The following is a 24,411-nucleotide window of genomic DNA, read 5'->3' on the forward strand; positions in this document are numbered from 1 at the left end:
AGGAAATAGTATGTTTGATGATGATGATTCGGTTAGTCAAATTCCTCAAGAATGGTCGCAAGCTCGAGATATCGTTTTTGAAGAGTTGGATTTAGATAAAATTGATGAACTAAAAAGTAATCGTAATGAACTTTATCGTGAAGTTTTTAATATATTTCGTGGCACCATTAATGCACGAGGTATTTATCTTACCTCCGATGAGGCAGCAAAGCTTTGTAATATTTTATGTGATGAAATTACAGGTTATGGTCCATTAAGAGATTTAATGGAAGATCCGTCAGTCAGTGATATTTTAGTCAATGGACCGCAAAGTATTTTTGTTGAACGTTCTGGTAAATTAGTAAAAACAAATAAATTTTTTATTAATAATCAGCAATTAACCGAAGTCGCAAGGCGTTTAGTTAATCGCGTAGGCAAAAATATAGATGATGCACATCCTCTTGTTGATGCACGTATGCCTGATGGAAGCCGTCTTAATGTAGTTATCCCTCCTGTTGCTATTGATGGTACATCAATGTCTATTCGTAAATTCGGTAAAGGGAAGATTAGTTTAGGTGAACTGGTTAAGTTTAATAGTATGAGTGAAGCAATGGCTAATTTTTTAGTTATTGCTTCTAAATGCCGAATGAATATTATTGTTTCAGGCGGTACTGGATCGGGTAAAACAACCTTATTAAATGCCTTATCACAATTTGTCGATTCGACTGAACGTATTGTCACAATCGAGGATGCGGCTGAACTAAGGTTACAACAGCCACATGTGGTTCGTTTAGAAACTCGAGGTGGGGGTGAAGATGGGCGTGGTCGTGTAATTATTCGGGATTTACTAGTTAACTCTTTACGGATGCGACCAGATCGTATTATTGTTGGTGAGTGTCGTGGGGAAGAAGCTTTTGAGATGCTACAAGCAATGAATACGGGGCACGATGGCTCTATGTCAACGCTGCATGCCAATACACCAAAAGATGCATTAGCACGTTTAGAAAGTATGGTAATGATGGCTCAATCAGCAATTCCACTATCAGCTATTAGACGCTATATTACTTCGGCGGTAAATATCATTGTTCAGGCAGCAAGACTTCCTGACGGTTCTCGAAAAGTAATGAACATTACAGAGATTATGGGGATGGAAGGTGATCAAATTATTGTTCAGGATATTTTTAGATTTGATGTTGATGAAGAGCGTGATTTTGAGGGTAAATTAAAAGGTAAGTTTATTTGTAATGGACTGCTTAAGCGTTCAAAAATTTATGAAAATGCAAGCTATTATAAAATGACCGATTCATTAACTCAATTATTCAGTGAGCAAATGCAATCATGATACTTCTGCTACTTTATCCTATTATGCTGATAGGAATCGGTTTATTTAATTTAATTCTTTTGCGTAGTAAGCAAAATAGATTAAGTGTTTTCGAAAAAACCGAACGTAAAATAACGACATCATTTGTTAGTCAGATAAGTAATAAAAAAAAGAAAAATGATAATTCAATAAATTTATTTGAGCAAATAGTTGCAAAGCTTATTGAAATTTATGTGCTTTTATTTGCTAGTGTAACGGGCTCAAAACGATTAAAAAATATCGGTATTTGTGTTGTTGGAATGTTTACCGGAATTTATGTAAATAATCGTTATCTTCATTTCCCAATATTGTTAGCAATATTGGCATCTTTTGTTCTTTCAATAACCATTTTATTTGTATTTACGAAAATCGCACTCAAAAAAGATTTCGAGGTCAATTTTCCTGAAGCATTAAATTTAGTCGTTGGTATTATTTCGTCGGGTAACTCTTTATCGCAAGCTATTCAGGAAGCTGGTGTCAAAATTAACGGTAATGTTGGTCGGGTATTTCATGAGATATCTCGTCGTTTAGATATCGGTGAAGATTCTGAGCGTGTTTTAATGGATTCTTACTTACGTCTTCCTTTTAAAGAGTATTACTTTTTTATCCTTGTACTTATTGTTAACTTACAAGGTGGTGGTGAAATAAAAGAAATAATGTACAGGTTATCTAAAATGATAGCAAATAATAAACGTCTTGAAAGAACGCGTGACAGTAAAACGGCGGAACTACGGATGACTGTAAAGATCCTTGCTTGCCTTCCTTTTGCATTTATCGGTTTATTAAAATTCATTGCGCCTGAAAATTTTGCATTTTTATTTGATGATACACTTGGGAACTATGTTTTATATTATGTCGTCGGAAGTGTGCTTTTCGGTATACTTATTATACGCAAAATGTTAAGTAAGATTGTATAGTGAGGATGGTATGCTAGAAATTATTTCTTATTTAATCAGCATCATGTTAATTCTATTTGCTACATTAAGTTTTCTTAAGATGAACCAAACGTTTAGAAAAAAACAAAAAGTAACGATGATTTTAACACCCGATAATAACTTATTAAAGAAATCAAAAAATAAACCCAAAAAAGTAGAAAGTAATTTTGAAAAATTAATATCTAAAGGCAGTTGGTCTACTTATTTTTTTAAACAGTTAGAAAATAATCATTTATGGAAAATATATGCAATAGTTACCCTATTTGTTATTTTTATGATTGTTAATAAACTATTCCATTTTTTAGTTTTAGATACAAATATCATTATTATTATACTTTTAGTGACAGTAATTTTTGTGATTATTGTACCAAGTAGAATCCGTGCGTCTATCATGGCTAAGAAAGTACGTAAACTTTCAAATGAGGTTCCTTTATTAGTGGATATGCTTGCGGTAATGATACAGTCCGGTATGACTGCTGAAAATGCTTTGGTATTTATAAAAGATAAATTTGTCACTATTAATCGTGATATGTCCTCAATACTTGAACGTGGATGTTTAAAAATGGAGATTAACGGTATAAATAGCGCGTTATCTCTTATTTATGAAGAAGTGCCAAGTCGAGAAATGAAAAGCCTTTGTTCAACGCTGCAACAAAGTGTGAATTATGGTAATTCTATTTATTCAACACTGCTTAATTTATCTTCTGAAATCAGAGAGTTGCAAATTCTCGAAACAGAAGAAAAAATTTCAGCCGCTTCGGCTAAAATGACATTACCCATGATGCTATTTATTTTGTTTCCTATTTTAGTCGTAGTGTTAGCGCCAGTTATAATTAGATTAGTGCGGATGTTTTCCGAAAATAATTAATATACTAAGAAGATAAATAATATGAAAAAATTAACTCTTATGGTTTTATGTTCGACGGTAATTTTGTCTGGTTGTCAGAATTCTGCTTTAAAGACACAAAAAGATGAAGCGCAGAAAATATATATTTTAGAAACTACTCGTAATTATGGTGGATTAATTGATATCTATCGTTCAAAGCTACAGCAGCAAGATAATGAGGCAATACGTTTAAAATTAGCCAATCTTTATTATTTGTCTAATAATTATAGTTCATCAATGTTTTACTTGTCTCCATTGCTAACAAAAAGTAATTCCGCTCAAGTTTTCTTACTCTATGCGAAAAATATTATGAATACAGCGCATTATACTGATGGTGCTGAACAGTTTAAGGGTGATAATACCTTCCCGAAAAAACCATTATCTGAAAATAAAAAATTACAAAAAGCCCTGTATTATGTTGAAAAATCATTATCAATTGATAGAAATAATGGTGAAGCTTATAACGTATTAGGTATTCTTCAAGTTCGACTTTCTCAACTTGATAAAGCTGAACTATCTTTTAATCAAGCAAGAGCGCTATTTTATGATGAAATTAAAGTCACTAATAACTTAGCAATGATTGCTATTTTACAAAAGAATTATCGTAAAGCGTATGATTACCTTATACAGATATATAGTAAGGGTAATAGAGAATCAGTACTAATTCACAATTTGTTATTTACGATTGTTAAATTAGGTGATTATAGTTTAGCTAGAAAATTCTGTATTGAGCAAAAACTATCTGATTTTCCTGATATTTTAATTAATGAATTGCAACAAACAGAACCAAATGAAATGGTTAATTATACATTATCACCACCAGATGTGGAAACTGTGAAAGCGCAGTATAAGGATGATCTCATTGAAGGATCGAAAATTCAAAGTAGTTTATCTGCTAGACCATCATCAAGAATTCAGAATTCTGCGCTTAATCAGAAAAAAGCATCATTAAATAATGAAAAATTGTCTAAGAAAGTTAGTTCAAATTTAGCTTCATCAACAAATAATAATACGCGTTCCAATGTTCAATTACCTATAACTGCAACCGGAGCAAAATCAAATATTGCACCATCTAAATCATCTTCGATAGGAGCCACTGGTAAAAATATGGTGATTGATATGCGTGTTGGTAAACATAAAAATTATAGTCGGATGGTTATTGAAACGGAAAGTAAAGGCTCTTATATGGTGAATAAAATAAGTGATCTAAACTATAGAATTTTTGTTAAAAATATTAGTTTAAATGATAAGGTCATTAACCGTTTAATTAATCGTATAAAAAGTGATGATAATAATATTGCTTCAGTTAATATAAGCCAGCCGAGCGGGGATATTGCAGTTATTGATCTAGAACTAAAAAAAGCCGCTAATATGGATACTTTGCTTTTACCACCACAAGATGGTTATAAGCACTGTTTTGTTATGGATTTCAAAACAAATTAATCTGCCAACGCTGATAAGTTAAAAGCCTATTGTTAAAACTATGTCACAAGAATTAGGAAAAAATAGAGCTAATCTCAAAAGGCTTATTTGGTGATAAATAAAGCATCCCAAATAAGCCTAATTAGTAAATTTTACTTTTATTTTTAGTCCAATATATTTTTATTTTATTTATCAGCGTTGCCGTAATTATCTTTCTTGTATATATAAAGGAAAAAACTTATTTTATAAATATCTAACAAAAAGACCGATATGTTAAGACGGATATAATGTTATTTATCGTTGCTTTCGTCGCTTGGTTCTTCATCTTTCAAAGGTACAATCAAGGTGTCTATATGCGTATTATTAATTAATTGACGGGCAGATGACATTAATTTACTCCAAAAATCTTGGTGATGGCCACAAACGACAAGATCTGCATTATATTTTTCAATGGCTTCATTAAGGACTTGACCAAATTCACCATTGCCTGAAAGAATATGAGCAATCGGATAGTCAGCATCATTAGCAAGTTTACTTAAGGCTGTTTGAACATCTTCTGTGATACGATCTTTCATATCGCTAAGATTTATATCAACCAAACCTGTATAAAGATCAGAATAATTAATGCCAACATGGATTAATGAAATATCTGCGTGATAAGGCTTAGCAAGCGAAACTGCTTTCTCAACAAGGATTGCGCTCTCATGAGATAAATCAACTGCAACTAATATGTGTTTATAAGCCATACTATTCTCCTTTCGTTCAATATTTGAAGAAAATTTAAGTTTATATTTCTAACTTTTACACCTAAATAAACATTTGAGCAAGCCAAAAAAGTATTGCTGATAATAAAATTGAAAGTGGTAGTGTTAATACCCATGTTAATATAATATTTTTAATCGTTTTACTTTGAACACCGCCCCCATCGACAATCATGGTTCCGGCAACAGAAGACGATAAAACTTGAGTAGTAGAAACTGGTAAACCAGTATAACTTGCAACGCCAATAGATAAAGCTGTCGTAATTTGCGCTGTGACACCTTGCGCATAGGTCATGCCTTTTTTACCAATTTTTTCACCAATCGTTATGGCGACTCGTCGCCAACCTATCATTGTGCCGATGGCTAGTGAAGATGCGACGGCAATAATTATCCAAATTGGGGCATATTCAACCGTTACAAGCAAATCATTTTTGAGCGAATGTAAATACTCTTTGTCTTCTGATGAGATATTAGGTTGTTTAGCAACATGATTAACTGTATCAGCTAAGCATAATAATATGCGTCTAGATTGTGCGCGTTCATCTAATGTTAACTCATCATAATGGTGAATTTTGCTAAATAAAGCGTCGGCGATATGTAATGTTTTAAAAGAGCGAGCATAATCACAATGATATTGATTTAAATCACCGCTACTTATTTTTTTATCAATACTATGTTGTTTACCAATGATAGTATTTAAATCATCATTATGAGTAATGAAATATTCTTCAATATTATGGATGGCATTACGGGTGTTTGTAATATCATAAGTCGATGCATTCATGTTAACAATAAAACCCGCAGGGGCAATACCGATTAAAACAAGCATTAATAAACCTATGCCTTTTTGCCCATCGTTAGCGCCGTGTGAGAAGCTTACACCTGCGGCAGAAATAATTAACATAGTCCGTATCCAAAAAGGCGGTTTCTTTTTGCCGTATAATTTTTCGCGTTGTTCAGGAGTCATAAAAATACGTTCACGCTTTTTAGATTGTTTTTTACCTTGCCCACGTCTTGTCCAATATTTCCGAAGGCAATAGATCATAACACCAGCAATAATGAGCCCAACAATCGGAGAAATAATTAATGATAATAATATATTTATCATTTTGGGGATATTAAGCGCTTCAATAATTGAAGTATGAGTAATAAATGCATTTGCCAAAGCCACACCAATAATAGCGCCTATCAATGTATGAGAACTTGAAGCAGGGATACCAAAATACCAGGTACCTAAGTTCCAAATAATTGCAGCAAGTAAAATTGAAAAAACCATGGCAAGTCCATGTGTCGAGCTAACATTTAACAATAAATCGGTTGGTAGCAAATGGACAATGGCATAGGCGACACTTAATCCACCTAATAAAACTCCGAGGAAATTAAATATTCCAGCCATCATAACAGCAATTTGTTCTTTTAAGGCTTTTGTATAAATTACTGTAGCAACAGCATTAGCCGTATCATGAAAACCATTGATAGCTTCGTAAAATAATACAAAAAGAAGTGCAAGAACTAATAATATAATCGTTGAAAATTCTAAATTCGCAAATAAATGGAACATATTAAAAATCTTTTGTTGTGAATAACGCTGTCATTATCCTTGAGAACCTAAAAGGATAAAAGTAATTTTTTTGATAATTTTCATTTTGGCTACTTTCGTTTTGCATAATTTGCTGCTAGAAAAGCACATATCATTAATTGAACTTGATGAAATATCATTAGTGGAAGAATCATAATACCCATAATTGACATAGGGAACATGACACTTGCCATGGGTACACCACTTGCAAGGCTTTTTTTCGACCCACAAAATACGATGGTAATTTCATCTTCTTTATTAAATCCGAGCAATTTGGAACCATAAGTTGTAATAAATAAAATGACGGTTAATAAAAGAATTGAAAATAAAATGATAATACCTAATGATAATAAACTGATTTTTGACCATATACCATTAATTACAGCATCGCTAAAGGCGACATAAACGACTAATAAAATCGAACAGCGATCGGTTTTATTAATCACATTTTTATATTTTTCGAGCCATTTTATAATAAGTGGGCGTGATAAATGACCAATAATAAAAGGTAGCATGATTTTTAACATAATTGATTCAATTGTATCAAGTATATTAATAGCATTATTGTTATCTGTATGCATGAAAAAACCAACTAATAAGGGAGTAATAAATACTCCTAATAATGTAGATGCAGATGCACTACAAATGGCTGCCGCTACATTTCCTCTGGCAATAGAGGTAAAAGCAATTGATGATTGAACTGTTGCTGGTAGTAAACAGAGATATAAAAATCCTAAATATAAATCATTGCTTAATAGATAAGGAACAAAGATTTTTAATATCAAACCCAAAATAGGAAAGATAACAAATGTTGTCGTAAAAATAGCAAGATGTAATCGCCAATTTTTGATGCCAATTAATATGGCTGCAAAGGAGAGTTTAGCTCCATGCATAAAAAATAATAATCCAATGGCAAAAGAGGTTAATATTTCAAACATATCTTTAGCTTGGCCTTTGCATGGAAAGAGATTAGCAATGATAACAACGCCAATTAAGGTAATTAAAAATTTATCAAATTTGAGGTATGAAAGTAATTTCATCTTTTTTATTTTCGTAAATTGAAAAGCATAAAACTAAAATTTTAAAACTGAAGTTGTAAAATTAAAGTCATAAAAAAATTATTTCGCATAAAAGAATCGCCACATAAAGTGGCGATTAAGTGGATAGATACTATTCTAAGAAGCTACGTAAAACATCCGATCGACTTGGATGACGTAATTTACGTAATGCTTTAGCTTCAATTTGACGGATACGCTCACGAGTAACATCAAATTGTTTACCTACTTCTTCAAGCGTATGGTCTGTATTCATATCAATACCAAATCTCATACGCAGTACTTTAGCTTCGCGTGGCGTTAAACCCGATAATATATCACGTGTTGCACTACGTAAACTTTCAGAAGTCGCCGCTTCAAGCGGTTGTTCAAGTGCTGTATCTTCAATAAAATCGCCTAAATGTGAATCTTCGTCATCACCAACAGGTGTTTCCATTGAAATTGGCTCTTTAGCAATTTTTAATACTTTACGAATTTTATCTTCTGGCATTTGCATCCGTTCAGATAATTCTTCGGGAGTAGGCTCACGTCCAATTTCTTGTAACATTTGACGAGAAATACGATTAAGCTTATTAATCGTTTCAATCATATGTACAGGAATGCGAATGGTTCTAGCTTGATCGGCAATTGAACGTGTAATGGCTTGTCTAATCCACCAAGTTGCATAAGTAGAAAATTTATAACCGCGACGATATTCAAATTTATCAACCGCTTTCATAAGACCAATGTTACCTTCTTGAATTAGATCTAAGAATTGTAAACCACGGTTAGTATATTTTTTAGCGATTGAAATCACTAATCGAAGATTAGCTTCGACCATTTCTTTTTTAGCTCGACGGGCTTTAGCTTCACCAATTGACATACGTCTATTAATATCTTTGATTTGTTCAATTGATAGATTAGTTTCAGACTCAATAGCTTGTAACTCGTGAATTTCTTCTTCAATCGGTGTCGCGTATTCTGGAAGATTAGCGGCAAATGCGCCTTTAGCCGTTAATGCTTTTTTATACCAATCAAGATTGTTTTCGTTACCGGTAAAATAAGTCATAAACTGCTTTTTGGTCATTTTACACTGTTCAACACAAATCTTCATTACTACGCGTTCATGTGCTCTTACGCGATCCATCATGCTACGCATGTTGTTAACAAGAATATCAAATTGTTTACCAACTAGACGAAATTGTTTAAAAATCTCAGAAAGATTTTCGATTTCTTGTTGCGATTTTTTATGTGCTCTGCCATATTTTTTAATGGTTACAGAAGCTTTATCATGTTGCTCTTTTAGTTCAGAAAATTTAATTCTGGCTACTTCAGGATCGATGGAAACATCATCATCAGCTGACGATTCAGCATCTTCATCGTCAGTATCAGGGATATCAATATCCGCTTCACTTTCTTCATCAATAATATCAACGGGTAATTCTTCGGTTGATTCTTCTGCGTTAGGATCGATAAATCCTGTAATTAAGTCAGACAATCGAACTTCGCCGCTTTCAATGAGATTATATTGTTCTAAAAGATAAGTAATTGCTTCAGGATATTCCGAGACAGAAGTCTGAACTTGATTGATACCTTCTTCGATACGTTTAGCGATATCAATTTCGCCTTCACGAGTTAACAACTCAACCGCCCCCATTTCACGCATATACATGCGAACAGGATCGGTTGTACGTCCTATTTCTGATTCAACATTTGAAAGAACGAGTGCTGTTGCAGCTTCCACTGCCTCTTCATCTGGCATATTTTCAGATAGCAGCATTTCATCAGAATCTGGAGCTTCTTCAAGTACTTGAATCCCCATATCGTTGATCATTTGGATAATATCTTCAATTTGGTCTGAATCAATAATTTCTTCAGGCAAATGGTCATTAACATCAGCATAGGTTAAATACCCTAGCTCCTTACCACGGGTAATAAGGAGTTTTAGCTGTGATTGAGAGTTTTGCTCCATAAAAAAGTATCCACTTTAGTTATTTGGTTATATATCTATATTACAAGATATAAGAATAATTTTGCTTATAAACTGTAATATTTAGGCTTTTTTCGATAAAACAAGTATTAGTGTTGCCAATTCTTTTTTTTCTACGGTGCTTAATCCAGAGATTCTTTCTTTTGCGATCAGTTCATCTTGTCTTTGGGCGAGTATATTATCATATAACTCCTTTAGAGAACGCGAAAAATTTACTGAAATTTCATTATCAGAATAATGATGCTGCCATGTAGCTAAACGATTCAATTGTTTATAAAATGGTTTTTCCCTATTTTCAGCTAATATTTGTGCTGTAGTGATATTGGGATAAGTTTGGCATAATTCAAGAAGTTCAATAAATATTTCTATACCAGCAAGTTTAGCTTGTTTCAAAATATTAATATCTGTAACTTGTTTTACAAGGTTAGGGTATTGTACTAAAAGACCGATCAAAATACGCATTGTTGTTAATTTTAATTGTGAAGGCGGTATGTTAACCAGATCTTTTTCATCCTTAGATTTAACTTGATTATTCATCAGTATTTCTAATTGTGAAATATCTAATAATCCAAGATAATTACTCAGCTTTTGCAATAAACCTAATTTGAATGATTTAGCATTAATGTTGCCAATTAATGAAATGGCGTTAGTACTTAAATTAGCTTTACCTTCTACTGTTTTCAGATCCGCTGTTTTTAAAAGCTCATCAAATAAAAACTGTGATAATGTTTGTGCTGTATCTAAATATTCTTCAAAATTTTGTTTGCCTATTTTACGTACTAAACTGTCGGGATCTTCGTCTTGTGGTAAAAAAGCAAAGGTGATTTTCTTACCATCAATGATATTTGGAAGTAACGTATTTAATGCTCGCCATGCGGCTTTGCGCCCCGCATCATCGCCATCATAACAAAAAATGACTGAATCGGTTGCTCGAAATAATAATTTAATATGTTCATCTGTTGTTGCTGTGCCTAAGGCGGCAACCGCGTAATCTATGCCATATTGGGCTAATGAGACAACATCCATATAGCCTTCTACAACCACTAATTTTTCAGGATTGCGATTTACTTCTAACGCTTCATAAAGACCATATAATTGATAACCTTTATGGAAAATAGGTGTATCTGGTGAATTAAGATATTTGGCTGAATCGTTAAAAATTGTCCGTCCACCAAAAGCAATAACATTACCTTGCCGATCTCGAATTGGAAACATAATTCGTCCACGAAAACGATCAAAATTATTGCCTTTATTCGAAGTTACTTCCATTCCGGCACTAATATATAGCTCTTTTTCAGCTTTATTTTTTATTAAATGTTGAGCAGTTAAATTCCACTCATTCGGAGCATAACCAATTTTGTAACGGGTAATAATCTCTTGATTAAGCCCGCGATTTTTCAGATATTCTTTTGCTACATCGGCGATTGATAAGGTTAATTGATGTTGATAGAACTGGGTTATTTTAGCCATGAAGGCGTAAAGATCTCGTCTTAAATTACGTGATTCAATTTGTTTTACGGAATCAATAGAATTTTTTTCAGACTCGATATAAGGAACACGGATCCCTTGTAAATCGGCAAGTTCTTCGATTACTTCAATAAAGGATAAGCGATCATTATTGATTAAAAAATCAATAACATTTCCAGTTTGACCACAGCCAAAACAATAGTAAATTTGTTTTTTTTCGCTGACTGAAAAAGATCCTGTTTTTTCGTTATGAAAAGGGCAACAACCAAAAAAGTAAAGACCTTTCTTTTTTAGTTTAACGCGTTTACCAATGATATCAACGATATTTGTACGTGCAACAATATCTAATATGAAATCGCGAGGAATTCGTCCTTTCATGATAATTTTCAACCATTACTATTGTCAGAAAGCCAACAAGCCGTAATATTTTACGGCTTGCTAGAATATATATACTAACTCTATTTCTTTTATTAGCTAATATCAAATTATTCGATATTTGGTTGAGCATAGTCTGAACACTCAGTTATACCGAATAATCGCTTTTATTAATCAATAATATTGATGCTAAAATTTTAATAAAGCTAATACGAATATCGCTTTCCTTAGTAATTAGTATTTAATAATAAGGAAAGAATTAAATTAGTATAGACGAGTGCGACGTGCGTTTTCTCTTTCTAATTTTTTAGCGTGGCGTTTTACAGCTGCTGCTTTAGCGCGTTTACGAATAGTCGTTGGTTTTTCGTAAAATTCACGATTACGAACTTCAGCTAAAATTCCTGCTTTTTCACAAGAACGTTTAAAACGACGTAATGCTACATCGAAAGGTTCATTTTCACGTACTTTAATTACTGGCATGTGCCTCTCACCTCAAATTTGTTTAATATCACAAGGGAATAAAATTAGTCCAGAATTCTACATCTATTAGACATAGATTGTAAAGTAAAAATTGGTATTCTTATGAAAGAATAAATTAATTTGCTAATCAGTAATACGAGTTAGATAATATCAATGATTCTGTTACAAAAGAAGGAGTTTTCTATGTCGTTTAATTTTACCGGTGAATATCCAAATCGAAGATTACGTCGTAATCGAGCGCATGATTTTAGTCGTCGATTAGTTGCTGAGCATAATCTCACCGTTAATGACTTAATTTACCCTGTTTTTATTGTTGAGGGGAAAAATATTATTGAACCGGTTTCCTCCATGCCAAATGTAAATCGCATGAGCCTTGATGTTTTAATTAAAGAAGCAAAACAAATTGCAAAACTGGGTATTCCTGTTCTTTCTTTATTTCCTGCCATTGATAACAGCAAAAAATCACTCTTGGCGGAAGAAGCATATAATGAAAATGGCTTAGTTCCTAGAGCAGTCCTAGCCCTTAAAGAGGCAGTCCCCGAATTAGGTATTTTAACGGATGTGGCATTAGATCCTTATACAACACATGGTCAAGATGGGATTATTGATGACAATGGTTATGTGTTAAATGATACATCTGTTGACACACTTGTTCGTCAAGCACTTGTACAAGCACAAGCGGGTGTAGATATTATTGCCCCTAGCGATATGATGGATGGGCGCATTGGTGCCATAAGAGCTGCGCTTGAATATAATGGATTTGTCAATACACAAATTATGGCGTATTCCGCTAAATATGCTTCTAGTTTTTATGGACCATTTCGTGATGCTGTAGGATCAGCTAACAATATCAAAAAAGGTAATAAAAAAACCTATCAATTAGATCCTTCTAATAGTCATGAAGCTATGCAAGAAATCTATCAAGATCTAAATGAAGGGGCTGATATGGTTATGGTAAAACCGGGCATGCCGTATTTAGATATTGTAAGGAGAGTTAAAGATACTTTTGCAGTGCCGACTTTTGCTTATCAGGTTTCGGGAGAGTACGCGATGTTAATGGCAGCTATACAAAATGGTTGGTTAGATGAAAAAGCTGCAATTATGGAATCTTTACTCTGTTTTAAACGTGCTGGCGCGGATGGCATTTTAACGTATTTTGCAAAACAAGTAGCTACATGGTTAAATGAAAACTAAAATTATTCTTTTAAGCATCTCAATGACGCTAAAATTGAGTTATTGTTTAAATATCTTTTAAAGAAAAAGAACATAAAGATTTTGTTCTTTTTCTTTTATGTCAATTATTAGTGTTTCGTTTACATTCCTAATTATAATGTTTAATATGTATAAATTTTTCTTGTATCAAGGTATAAATTTTGAATAATTTTGCATCTATTATTGAAACTCAGCAAGGTGATATCAAATTCGCTTATGTTCAAAATGATGAAATTAATTATCTAGAGCTTTTCAATCGTTTCCTAACTAATGAAGAAAATCACCATTTATTAGATCCTAGTGATAAGCCTGAACGATTTACTTATTTAATCAATCATGATCAAAATAAATTTATTTTTAAAATAGATGGTGGCGTAGAAAACCGTCTAGAACGACAGATAATCGCCAAATTAACGGGTGATTTTTATTTTAATTTGATTCATAAGTTAGCTAAGATTTCACTTGATAAATGCGATATTACCTATGAGCTTTATTTGGTTGCTTACGATACTAAAACTAAACGTCATTATATGATTTTTAATTTTATTGAAGGGCGATCTTTAACGGTTGAAGATATGCAAACATATAAGGAACAAATTAAGTATTGTATTGAAACACTTCATAACTATAACTTAGTTTCTAATGATATTCATGGTGGTAATTTTATTTTAACGCCAGATCAAAAAATTAAAGCGATTGATTTAACTAATTCGGGTTTTATTTGGTTAACAAAAGCGAATGATGCAATTGAATTACGTGATAAATTCAATATTAAGATTAAAGTGCCGGTTATGGCAATGATGATAAAAGAATTGACTCATGGTTTTAAACGTTTATCAAGAAAGCTACGTGGTAAAAGGAATTAATCTATTGCGTTATTAAAAGTAAATAACTGTTTTTGTATTTTGAAATATAGAAAATCGATTACTTTTAAAGATTGTTCAATATGAATAAGTTATTTTTTAAGGCTATTTTATAGTCTTAATTTATAATAATCCGCTCTAAGAAGAAATTTCATCTAACGATAAACTGAAACTTGGAGCAAATACTTCTAAAAAATATTCCATTTCAGGGCTTTCACGTTCAGATAAAGTCTTTTTTAAACGTTGTTTTGCTAATTTAAATTCATTATTACCTGCACTTAATTCTTCTATAGTTTTAAGATATGCACATAAAGCATCAGCTTGTTTTACAATGTTTTTTTCGTCTTCACTATAATAATCATCATCGATTAAACCTCGAAAATCTTCTTGAAGATCACAAGGTAACATATCGATTAATTTATTTTGAGCAATTTTTTCGATTTTTTTGTATTCGCTAGTAATTTGAGGATTATAGTATTTGGTTGGGGTAGGTAAATCGCCAGTTAATACTTCAGAAGCATCATGATACATGGCTAATAAGGCAATGTGCTCTGCATTTACATGACCATTAAATCGTTTATTTTTAATAATTGCTAATGCGTGTGCAATAAATGCAACTTGTAAACTATGCTCAGAGACGTTTTCAACCTTCACATTGCGCATAAGCGGCCAGCGATTAATAAGCTTAAGTCTTGATAAATGTGCAAAAAAATGACTGTTTTTCATGATTTTTCAGAAGGTTATATCAGATTTTGTTAGAAAATGACGTAAAGTAATAAAAAACGCTTTCATCATAAAATGAAAGCGTCTTAATCATGTTAAACGTCGATATTTATGCTAAAACAAGCGCTTTAGAAGCTAAAGTAACAGGAACTGTTTGTTCATCAGTGAACGTTACATATTCCCAAGCAGATTCTTTAGCAAGTAAAGCTTGTAATAATTGGTTATTTAATGCGTGACCTGATTTATAGCAAACAACTTCAGCTAGCATATTATGACCGCACATATATAAATCACCAATCGTATCTAACATTTTGTGACGCACAAATTCGTCTTCAAAACGTAAACCATCTTCGTTAAGAACTTTATAGTCATCAACTACGATAGCGCAATCTAAGCTACCACCAAGACATAAGCCTTTTGATTGTAACGCTTCAATATCACGCATAAAGCCAAACGTTCTAGCACGACTGATTTGACGAATAAAAGCATCAGATGAAAAATTCAACTGATAACGTTGTGAACTACTATCAATTGCTGGATGACGGAAATCAATAGTAAAATCAAGTCTTAAGCCATTATAAGGGCGAATTTCAGCCCATTTATCGCCATTATCGACACGAACAGTTTCTTTTACACGCAAAAATTTCTTAAGTGCGTTTTGTTCAATAATCCCAGCATCTAATAATAAATAAATAAATGGACTTGCACTACCATCCATAATCGGAATTTCAGGTGCATTAACTTCAATGATAATGTTATCAATACCTAATCCTGCTAAAGCAGCATTAATATGTTCAACAGTTGATATACGAACGTCATTTTCATTTACTAAACAAGTACATAACATCGTATCACGTACAGATTTAGCATCAACAGGGAAATCAACAGGTGGATTTAAGTCGGTTCGGCGATATATAATACCGGTATTTTCAGGTGCAGGCCGTAAAGTTAAAGTAACTTTTTTGCCAGTATGTAAACCTACACCCGTTGCTTGAATAGCCGTTTTTAATGTTCTTTGTTTCACTTTGCACCTACTGGATTTAATGGTGTGTTTAATCTATTTTTATAACCCACCAACACAATATTCATTTAAGTAATGGTTCTTTTTAGACGCTTATTTATATAAAACGATTGATAAACCATTTAATTTAAAAACTTAGTCTAAAAACTTACTTTAAAGAATCAGTTTAAAAACTTAGTTTGAAACGAACTAATCTATATTTGTTTTTTTTACTTTTATTTTAAATTATATAATTAATTTCATTAGATAACTATATCGTTTTTTTAATTAATTCATATTTAATTTTTTAGTTTATTAATTAGCTTGCTTTCGAATAAAAGCAGGTATATCTAATATTTTAGTTTCATCAAGCGTTGACATAGCCTGATCATTGACTACTTTTGCTATTTTTTCTTCTTGTTGCCCAATATTATTAGGCTGACTAAATAATGTATTTTGTTGAATTGAAGGATTAATTTTAATGTCTGGACGTTTATCCATGCCAATACCTGTTGCAACAACTGTAACACGAATTTCATCAGACATTTCAGGATCGAAAGTGGTACCAACAACAACTGTTGCATTATCTGATGCAAAAGCTCTTACTGTACTACCCACTGTCTCAAATTCTTCAAGACCAAGATCTAAACCTGCTGTTACATTGACTAACACACCACGAGCGCCGGATAAATCAATATCTTCTAATAAGGGGCTTGAAATCGCCATTTCTGCTGCTTCTTCAGCTCGATTATCTCCGCTAGCACGTCCTGAACCCATCATGGCATAACCCATTTCTGACATAACAGTACGTACGTCAGCAAAGTCGACGTTAATATGCCCTGGTTTAGTTATCAATTCAGCAATACCTTGAACAGCACCTTTTAAGACCCCATTTGCAGCAGCAAAAGCATCAAGGAGTTTAACGCCACGACCTAGTACTTTTAACAATTTATCATTTGGGATCGTGATAAGAGAATCGACATGTTTTGCAAGCTCAGCAATGCCTTGCTCTGCAAATACCATACGTTTTTTACCTTCAAAACCAAAAGGTTTTGTAACTACTGCGACAGTCAAAATCCCTAATTCTTTAGCAATTTCAGCAACAACCGGCGCAGCGCCTGTTCCTGTGCCACCGCCCATACCAGCTGCGATAAAGACCATATCAGCACCTTCAATTGCATTGCGAATCACGTCGCGATCTTCCTCGGCGGAGTTTCGACCGACTTCGGGATTTGCGCCAGCTCCTAATCCTTTAGTAACATTTGTACCAATTTGAATAGTTTGTCCTACTTTAATTCTTTTTAAAGCTTGTGCATCCGTGTTTGCTGCAAAAAATTCGACGCCTTCAATATGCTCAGCAATCATGTGTTCAACGGCATTACCGCCGCCGCCACCTACGCCAATTACTTTAATGACCGCTGCTGGTTCATCATCTGCAACCATAGGCTCAAACATAACTTATCTCCAAATTTACATTCTTGTCTCATTGTAACGAGAACAGTTAATAATGTCCATGACGTTATTAAATATATTAATTAAAACTCTTTTTTAAACCATCCTGTTAGATGTTTAACTAATCCTTTTAATGAAGATTTATCTCTATTTTTAGCATCATCATTTAATAAATCTTCTTTACCATGGTGTAATAACCCTACTGCGGTTGAGCAATAGGGTTTTTGTACATAATCAGTCAGACCCGAAATATTTAGCGGTTGACCAATACGGACTTGATTTTGAAAAACTTTTTCAGCGCATTCAACCATGCCCTTAATTTGTGCCCCCCCGCCGGTTAATACGATACCTGCGGCAAGTTGATATTTAATATTTTGTTTTTTTAGTTCTTCTTGCAATGTAAATAATTCTTTTTGAACTAAGGTTAATAGTTCAGAATATCTCGGTTCGATAACATCGGCAAGGGTTTGTCGTTGTAAAGAACGGGAAGGGCGACCACCAACACTTGGTACATCAATAACTTCATCTTTGCCAATTAATGTACCTACAGCGCAACCGTAACGAATTTTGATATTTTCTGCATCGGTTGGTGGTGCACCAAAAGCGTAAGCAATATCGCTTGTAACAACATTACCAGCATAAGGAATAACAACGGAATGACGTAAAGCTCCGCCCGTATAAACAGAGATATCCATTGTACCGCCGCCCATATCAATAACACAAACTCCCAACTCTTTTTCGTCATCAGTTAAAACAGCGCTGCTGGAAGCAAGACCAGAAAATATTAATTTGTCGACTTTCAAACCACATTTTTCAACGGCTTTTACAATATTTTTCGCCATATCATTATGGCAAGTAATCAGGTGTACCTTAGCTTTCATGCGGACACCTGATAAACCAATTGGATTTTTGATTCCTTCTTGTAAATCTATCGAATATTCTTGAGCAATGACATGTAAAATACGGTGTTCATCTAAAATGCGTACAGATTTGGCTGTATGAACGACATTGTCAACATCTTCAGCAGTGACTTCTTCGTCGGAAATAGGGACCATACCAATTTCATTTTGGCAACGAATATGCTTACCTGATAAGCTTAAATAAACAGAGGAAATCTGGCAATCAGCCATTAATTCAGCTTGATCGATGGCACGTTGGATTGATTTTATGACAGACTCCAGATCATTGACGCCACCTTTATCTACTCCTTTTGATGGGCAGTGACCAACACCGATAATATTGATAATTCCATCAGGCAGAACTTCACCAACAAGCGCAAGTACTTTGGATGTGCCAACTTCAAGTCCAACGACTAATTTTTTTTCTGTTGCTTTCATAGTTCTGCCTTAATTTATCTTTCCTGCACTGTTTTTTCTCGTTTTACTGAAATACCATTTTCATATCGTAAATCAGCAACAACCATGATTTCATTTTCGGGCATTCTTGATTGAATTTCAGGAAACAATTTTATAAATTGTTGATATCTTGTTTCTAAATTTTTATTACCCAATATTAATTTAAGATTTTGATTGTTATTACATATTGTTAATATGCATTGTGTTACGACTAACTGCCATGCGTTTCTATCATCAGTCATGGCTTCTTTTATTTCAATGCTTAATTGCTGATTAGACAATTTTTTTGAAATAGCTTCTAATTTATAGAAATTCTTTAATACTTTTTTAGCTTTGCCTTCCGGTCCGTATAATTTTATTAACGTTAAATTATTAATGCGCTCTAAGGGAATACTGAATTGATTCCCTTCTTGATCAAGCAAAAATAAATCGTTCCAATAATATTTTGGTTGATATTCAACAATATTAATAATTAATTTATCTGGCCATTGCTTACGTACACTGACATCTTTGATCCAAGGTAAACGTAGTATTTCTTGTTGAATATCATCAACATTTTGTCCTATATAGGTATTTGGTAATCCTAATCCTAAAATAGCTTTACGAACATCTTCTTCATAGGTAAAACGGTGGTCACCCGTTATAATTAATTGTGATAATACAACTTGTTCTGGGTTATCCATCCAATTTTTTACACTTTTTATAATCCAAAGGCTTGTGCCTATAATGATAAGAAAGAATAAGAATCCTATCATTTGCTCAGTATTATAAAAAATAAATAATCGTCTTGATTTTTTTACGACACGCCTCTGAGCAGCTTGACGAACTTTTTTCATCGAAGATTATCGCTTAAATGCTAGCCAGATTTAAAATACGGCTAACTAGTTTTTCAAAAGGGATCCCTTTTTGTTTTGCAGCCATAGGAACTAAGCTATGATCTGTCATTCCCGGAGCCGTGTTTACTTCTAATAAATAAGGGTTTTCTTGCGCATCAAACATAATATCAACCCGTCCCCACCCCCGGCAGCCGACAGCTTTATAAGCGTTTAATGCTAATGTACGAATTGAATTTTCTTTTTCGTCAGATAACCCACTTGGGCAAAAATACTGAGTCTTATCTGATAAATATTTAGCGTCGTAATCGTAAAATTCGGTAGCAGGTTTTATATAAATAGGCGGTAAAACTTCATCACCTAAGATTGCAACAGTAAATTCTTTACCAGCCAAAAACGATTCTACCATAACAATATTATCGTATTGAAATCCTAATTCTAATGCTGCTGTTAATTGTTCAGCCTTATCTACCCTGCTCATGCCGACACTAGAGCCTTCATGACTTGGTTTAACAAATAAGGGTAATCCTAATTTTTGAATAATTTCATCAACATTATAGGCCTCTTTTTTATCGACAATAACATAGTCAGCAACGGGTAAACCTAATGATTTCCAAACTAATTTAGTTTTTAATTTATCCATTGTTAATGCAGAAGCTAAAACGTCGCTACCTGTATAAGGAATATTTTGATAAGTTAAAATAGCTTGCGCAATGCCGTCTTCACCACCACGACCATGTAAAATGATAAATGCTTTAGTGAACCCGTGTTCTTTTAATTGCATAATGGATTCATATTTAGTATCAATCAAATGGGCATCAATACCTTCTTTGATTAATCCTTGATAGACTGCTTTTCCTGATTTTAAAGATACTTCGCGCTCAGCAGAAGTCCCGCCGTATAATACAGCAACTTTATCCTTCATTATTTATCCTCTTTTAAAAAAAGTTGCGTCGTTGCTAACTGATGAGCAATGCGACTGACACTACCAGCGCCTTGTGTTAATAATAAATCGTTACCTTGTAAGATTTTTGCCATAATTTCAGGTAACATTTCAATATCTGAAATATAAATGGGATCAACTTTGCCACGATTTCTGATGGATCGGCAGAGGGAGCGACTATCGGCGCCAATAATAGGTTGCTCACCTGCTGGGTAGACGTCTAACATAATCAAAACATCAACCTGAGATAGGACTTGGGCAAAGTCATCAAATAAATCACGTGTTCTTGTATAGCGATGTGGTTGGAATAACATCACTAATCGCCTATCAGCCCATCCATTTCGTGCTGCTTGGATGGTTGCATATACTTCACTTGGGTGATGACCATAATCATCAACCATCATTACGTCACCACTTTTTGGATGAGGAAAATAACCTAGTAAATCAAATCGGCGACCCGTACCTTCAAATTTTGCTAGAGCATTAATAATTGAATCATCATCAATACCATCTTCAGTAGCGGCAATAATAGCGGCTGCAGAATTTAGTGCATTATGTTTACCTGGTGCATTTAATGTGATAGCCAAATCTTTATGATTTGGACGGCAAATCGTAAAATAACTGGTTCCTTTTTCTTGACGATAATTTTTAATCACAACGTCAGCATCTTCACTAAAGCCATAAGTCATTATTTTACGACCGATGATAGATAATAATTCTCTGTTAATGGGATCGTCATAACACATAATGGCAAGACCATAAAAAGGTAGATTATTTAAAAAACTAATAAAAGTCTGTTTTAGATTTTCAATATTACCTTGATAAGTATCCATATGATCAGCTTCAATATTAGTAATGATAGCAACCATTGGTTGTAGATGTAAAAACGAAGCGTCACTTTCATCGGCTTCGGCAATAAAATAACGGCTTAAACCTAATCTGGCATGGGTGCCGGCTTGTTTAACTAATCCACCGTTGACAAAAGTTGGATCTAGTTTGGCTTCGGCATAGATTGCCGTTACCATTGCAGTTGTTGTGGTTTTGCCGTGTGTTCCAGCGATAGCTATTCCATAACGAAAACGCATAAGTTCAGCAAGCATTTCGGCACGTTTAATCACAGGTATACGTAAATCGCGAGCAGTTTGAACTTCAATATTATCTTGAGAGATGGCAGACGAAATAACGACAACACTCGCATTAGCGACATTTTGGGCAGCATGACCAATAATGATTTTTACCCCCATAGCGAGCAATTGTTCTGTAACGGCATTTGCGGCAATATCAGATCCACTAATATCATAGCCTTCATTAGCGAGAACTTCGGCAATGCCTCCCATTCCAGCACCACCAATTCCAACAAAATGAATATGTTTAACGCGTTTCATTTCGGGGATCATGGCTCTTAATTCTGCTAACTGCTTGGTGTTCACTCACTACTCCTACTAAATTTATTTTAGGTAAATCGTGTTTTAAATAAGCCTTTTTTAATCAATTAATCGGTTATATGACGATAAGTAAATTAATAAAATTATGGCATATTGGTAATAAAAAAAACAATTATTTTATCAATACAGATAATGCATCGGCGACTTTTTCAGTCGCATTACTAATAGCTAAGCTTTTGGCTTTGATTGCCATTTCTAAAATTTGCTCTCTATCTAATTGCGTTAATATTGTATATAAAGAATCAACATTAAAATCAGGTTGTTCGATGATCTTCGCTGCACCAATATCATTAAGGGCTTTTGCATTCCAATATTGTTGCTTGTCTTTATGCATAAATGGAATAAAAATAGCTGCAATACCCACTGATTCTATTTCGCTGACTGTTAATGCGCCGCTTCGGCATATTACAATATCTGCCCAATTATAAGCTTCTTTGACATCAGTAATAAATTCTGTGACTTTATCTTGAGACATATCAAGATCTGCATATGCTTGTATAACATCATCTAACATGCCTTTGCCAGTTTGATGCCAAACAATATAATTGTTACCAAGTTTTTTTATTACTTGTGGGGTAACAGTATTAATCACTTTTGCTCCTTGACTACCACCCATCACTAAAATTCGAATTGCACCATTACGTTCTTTTAACCTTTCTTGCGGAGGTGTTAGCGTTAATAAATCGGCGCGTAATGGATTCCCGACAACTTCTGCTTTTGCAAAAGCAGTTGGAAAAGCTTGTAATACTTTATTTGCAATTTTAGCTAATGCTTTATTCGTTAACCCAGCAATGCCATTTTGTTCATGCAAAACGATAGGGATCCCCAATGTTTTGGCTGCAATGCCACCAGGTCCTGAAACATAACCCCCCATACCAAGAACGACATCAGGTTGATATTTTTTTAAAATTTTGCGTGCTTGCATAACGGCTTTTAGAATTTTAAAAGGCGCTTTACATAATGCAATAATACCTTTACCACGTAGTCCAGAAATTTCAATAAAATTGATGGCAATACCATTTTCGGGCACAAGATGTGCTTCCATACGATCGGCTGTACCAAGCCATTCTACCCGCCAACCTTGCTGCATTAAATACTGTGCAACAGCAAGAGCAGGAAATACATGCCCACCTGTGCCACCTGCCATTACTAATAATTTTTTTGTCATTTTATTACTCTAATCCTTGCTTGTGCCTGTTGTCGACGATATTCAAAATCTATTCTGAGCAAAATAGCCGCAGCAATACTCATTACAATTAGGCTAGATCCCCCATAACTAATAAAAGGTAATGTTAATCCTTTTGTGGGTAACATGGCAGATGTTACACCAATATTGACGAAGGTTTGAAATCCAAACCAAATACCAATTTCACATGCTAAATATCCCGAAAATTGATTACCAATGCTTAAGGCTCTATAACCTATTGCTAATGCTTTAAAAGTAAGAAAAAAGAGGAGGATTAATAGGCAAATAACGCCAATATAACCAAGCTCTTCTGAAATGACTGAAAAAATAAAATCTGTATGCGCTTCGGGTAAATATCCCAGTTTTCGTACCGAATTACCCAATCCTTGTCCCCAAAAACCACCATTACCGATAGCCATTAAAGACGTGGTTAACTGGTAACCCGAACCAGTTGGGTCTTTCCAGGGATCGAGAAAGGTTAATAACCTTGTTAGCCGATAAGATTCAAATAAGATTAAACTAACTACAGCGGTAACACCAGCTAATAATATAGCGATAAATTGCCATAATTTTGCCCCGGCAATAAACAAAATGCCTAAAGTCACAATAAATAAAACAATGACAGTGCCTAAATCTGGTTGTAATAAAAGTAGCAAAGATAAAACGGCCATAATAAACATGGGTTTACAAAATCCCCAAAATCGATTTTGTACCTCGTCAGATTTACGAACTAAATAGCTTGCTAAAAAACAAAATAAAGCAAGTTTTGCAAGTTCGGATGGTTGAAAATTAAATACTCCTAATGGGATCCAGCGGGACGCGCCATTAATTGATGAACCTATAGCTAATACCGTTACAAGCATAATGAGTGTAACAATTAATAATAACGTGGAACATTTCTGCCATAAATTTACAGGTACGTAAAAAGTAATTATCATCAAAAAGAGGGCTAACCCGAGTTGAATAACTTCGCGTTCTGTATAAAAAAAAGGCTGTTTTTCGTTTAATGGCATAGATGCCGATGTCACCATAATGATACCAATTATCATAAGACCAAGAATTGTCCATAACAACTCGTTATCAAAAGTTTGATTTGGATTAATGTGTTTATTGATCCAAAAAATTCTCATC

21 protein-coding genes are annotated in these 24,411 nt (G+C 33.8%); 6 read left to right on the forward strand and 15 right to left on the reverse strand.

Going from position 1 to position 24,411, the window contains the following annotated elements; translation table 11 throughout:
• The first annotated feature begins 10 nt into the window (after positions 1 to 10).
• From ACSYSW_RS02590 to ACSYSW_RS02605, 4 genes are read left to right on the forward strand one after another with little or no spacing between them, the layout of a single operon-like run.
• The gene (locus ACSYSW_RS02590) at positions 11 to 1,321 is read left to right on the forward strand and encodes a TadA family conjugal transfer-associated ATPase (protein ID WP_491704840.1); all 1,311 of its coding nucleotides are present in this window, start codon (positions 11 to 13) and stop codon (positions 1,319 to 1,321) included.
• Positions 1,318 to 2,256: a type II secretion system F family protein gene (locus ACSYSW_RS02595; RefSeq protein WP_491706285.1), complete on the forward strand. Its 939-nt coding sequence runs from the start codon at positions 1,318 to 1,320 to the stop codon at positions 2,254 to 2,256. Before ACSYSW_RS02590 ends, ACSYSW_RS02595 begins: the two co-directional genes overlap by 4 nt.
• Positions 2,257 to 2,266: 10 nt before the next feature.
• Complete coding sequence (locus tag ACSYSW_RS02600; protein ID WP_491704837.1) at positions 2,267 to 3,142, forward strand: type II secretion system F family protein; 876 nt, start codon at positions 2,267 to 2,269, stop codon at positions 3,140 to 3,142.
• A 21-nt stretch (positions 3,143 to 3,163) separates the two neighbouring features.
• Positions 3,164 to 4,603 (forward strand): tetratricopeptide repeat protein, encoded by a 1,440-nt coding sequence (locus ACSYSW_RS02605; RefSeq protein WP_491704836.1) that lies wholly within the window; start codon positions 3,164 to 3,166, stop codon positions 4,601 to 4,603.
• 269 nt (positions 4,604 to 4,872) lie between these two features.
• Here the strand turns inward: ACSYSW_RS02605 and uspA are convergent, their stop codons facing one another.
• The 6 genes from uspA to rpsU all read right to left on the reverse strand — a co-directional run bounded on the left by uspA (position 4,873) and on the right by rpsU (position 12,268).
• Entirely contained in the window at positions 4,873 to 5,328 is a 456-nt protein-coding gene (gene uspA, locus ACSYSW_RS02610) for a universal stress protein UspA (RefSeq protein ID WP_491704835.1), read from the reverse strand.
• 61 nt (positions 5,329 to 5,389) lie between these two features.
• A complete protein-coding gene (gene pitA / locus ACSYSW_RS02615) occupies positions 5,390 to 6,904 on the reverse strand; it encodes an inorganic phosphate transporter PitA (protein WP_491704834.1) in 1,515 nt (504 codons plus the stop codon).
• A gap of 89 nt (positions 6,905 to 6,993) precedes the next feature.
• Positions 6,994 to 7,962, reverse strand: a complete 969-nt coding sequence (locus ACSYSW_RS02620; protein ID WP_491704833.1) for a bile acid:sodium symporter family protein — start codon at positions 7,960 to 7,962, stop codon at positions 6,994 to 6,996.
• Between the two features lie 130 nt (positions 7,963 to 8,092).
• The gene (gene rpoD / locus ACSYSW_RS02625; protein ID WP_491704832.1) at positions 8,093 to 9,928 is read right to left on the reverse strand and encodes an RNA polymerase sigma factor RpoD; all 1,836 of its coding nucleotides are present in this window, start codon (positions 9,926 to 9,928) and stop codon (positions 8,093 to 8,095) included.
• Positions 9,929 to 10,009: 81 nt separating this feature from the next.
• Positions 10,010 to 11,791 (reverse strand): DNA primase, encoded by a 1,782-nt coding sequence (gene dnaG / locus ACSYSW_RS02630; RefSeq protein WP_491704831.1) that lies wholly within the window; start codon positions 11,789 to 11,791, stop codon positions 10,010 to 10,012.
• Positions 11,792 to 12,052: 261 nt separating this feature from the next.
• A complete protein-coding gene (gene rpsU, locus ACSYSW_RS02635) occupies positions 12,053 to 12,268 on the reverse strand; it encodes a 30S ribosomal protein S21 (protein WP_024495180.1) in 216 nt (71 codons plus the stop codon).
• 183 nt (positions 12,269 to 12,451) lie between these two features.
• On the opposite strand from rpsU, the gene hemB reads away from it, so the two are divergent.
• Together hemB and ACSYSW_RS02645 are read left to right on the forward strand one after the other, a co-directional pair.
• Complete coding sequence (hemB, locus tag ACSYSW_RS02640; RefSeq protein WP_491704830.1) at positions 12,452 to 13,462, forward strand: porphobilinogen synthase; 1,011 nt, start codon at positions 12,452 to 12,454, stop codon at positions 13,460 to 13,462.
• 179 nt (positions 13,463 to 13,641) lie between these two features.
• The gene (locus ACSYSW_RS02645) at positions 13,642 to 14,346 is read left to right on the forward strand and encodes a lipopolysaccharide core heptose(II) kinase RfaY (protein WP_491704829.1); all 705 of its coding nucleotides are present in this window, start codon (positions 13,642 to 13,644) and stop codon (positions 14,344 to 14,346) included.
• A gap of 135 nt (positions 14,347 to 14,481) precedes the next feature.
• Here the strand turns inward: ACSYSW_RS02645 and yfbR are convergent, their stop codons facing one another.
• The 9 genes from yfbR to ftsW all read right to left on the reverse strand — a co-directional run bounded on the left by yfbR (position 14,482) and on the right by ftsW (position 24,410).
• Positions 14,482 to 15,069 (reverse strand): 5'-deoxynucleotidase, encoded by a 588-nt coding sequence (yfbR, locus tag ACSYSW_RS02650; protein ID WP_491704828.1) that lies wholly within the window; start codon positions 15,067 to 15,069, stop codon positions 14,482 to 14,484.
• Between the two features lie 106 nt (positions 15,070 to 15,175).
• Positions 15,176 to 16,090 carry a UDP-3-O-acyl-N-acetylglucosamine deacetylase gene (gene lpxC, locus ACSYSW_RS02655; protein ID WP_491704827.1) on the reverse strand — a complete coding sequence of 305 codons (915 nt, stop codon included), beginning with the start codon at positions 16,088 to 16,090 and terminating at the stop codon, positions 15,176 to 15,178.
• A gap of 291 nt (positions 16,091 to 16,381) precedes the next feature.
• Entirely contained in the window at positions 16,382 to 17,521 is a 1,140-nt protein-coding gene (gene ftsZ / locus ACSYSW_RS02660) for a cell division protein FtsZ (RefSeq protein ID WP_491704826.1), read from the reverse strand.
• Positions 17,522 to 17,601: 80 nt separating this feature from the next.
• Positions 17,602 to 18,855 carry a cell division protein FtsA gene (ftsA, locus tag ACSYSW_RS02665; protein ID WP_491704825.1) on the reverse strand — a complete coding sequence of 418 codons (1,254 nt, stop codon included), beginning with the start codon at positions 18,853 to 18,855 and terminating at the stop codon, positions 17,602 to 17,604.
• A 14-nt stretch (positions 18,856 to 18,869) separates the two neighbouring features.
• Positions 18,870 to 19,709, reverse strand: a complete 840-nt coding sequence (locus ACSYSW_RS02670; RefSeq protein WP_491704824.1) for a cell division protein FtsQ/DivIB — start codon at positions 19,707 to 19,709, stop codon at positions 18,870 to 18,872.
• Positions 19,710 to 19,722: 13 nt separating this feature from the next.
• Positions 19,723 to 20,631, reverse strand: coding sequence for a D-alanine--D-alanine ligase (locus ACSYSW_RS02675; RefSeq protein ID WP_491704823.1), 909 nt, complete (start codon positions 20,629 to 20,631; stop codon positions 19,723 to 19,725).
• Positions 20,631 to 22,079, reverse strand: coding sequence for a UDP-N-acetylmuramate--L-alanine ligase (gene murC, locus ACSYSW_RS02680; RefSeq protein WP_491704822.1), 1,449 nt, complete (start codon positions 22,077 to 22,079; stop codon positions 20,631 to 20,633). The genes ACSYSW_RS02675 and murC overlap by 1 nt, the downstream gene beginning before the upstream one ends.
• Before the next feature lie 127 nt (positions 22,080 to 22,206).
• A complete protein-coding gene (gene murG / locus ACSYSW_RS02685) occupies positions 22,207 to 23,262 on the reverse strand; it encodes an undecaprenyldiphospho-muramoylpentapeptide beta-N-acetylglucosaminyltransferase (protein ID WP_491704821.1) in 1,056 nt (351 codons plus the stop codon).
• Entirely contained in the window at positions 23,259 to 24,410 is a 1,152-nt protein-coding gene (gene ftsW / locus ACSYSW_RS02690; protein ID WP_491704820.1) for a cell division protein FtsW, read from the reverse strand. Before ftsW ends, murG begins: the two co-directional genes overlap by 4 nt.
• Between the last annotated feature and the right edge of the window lies 1 nt (position 24,411).

This window comes from Gilliamella sp. ESL1225, assembly GCF_058502635.1.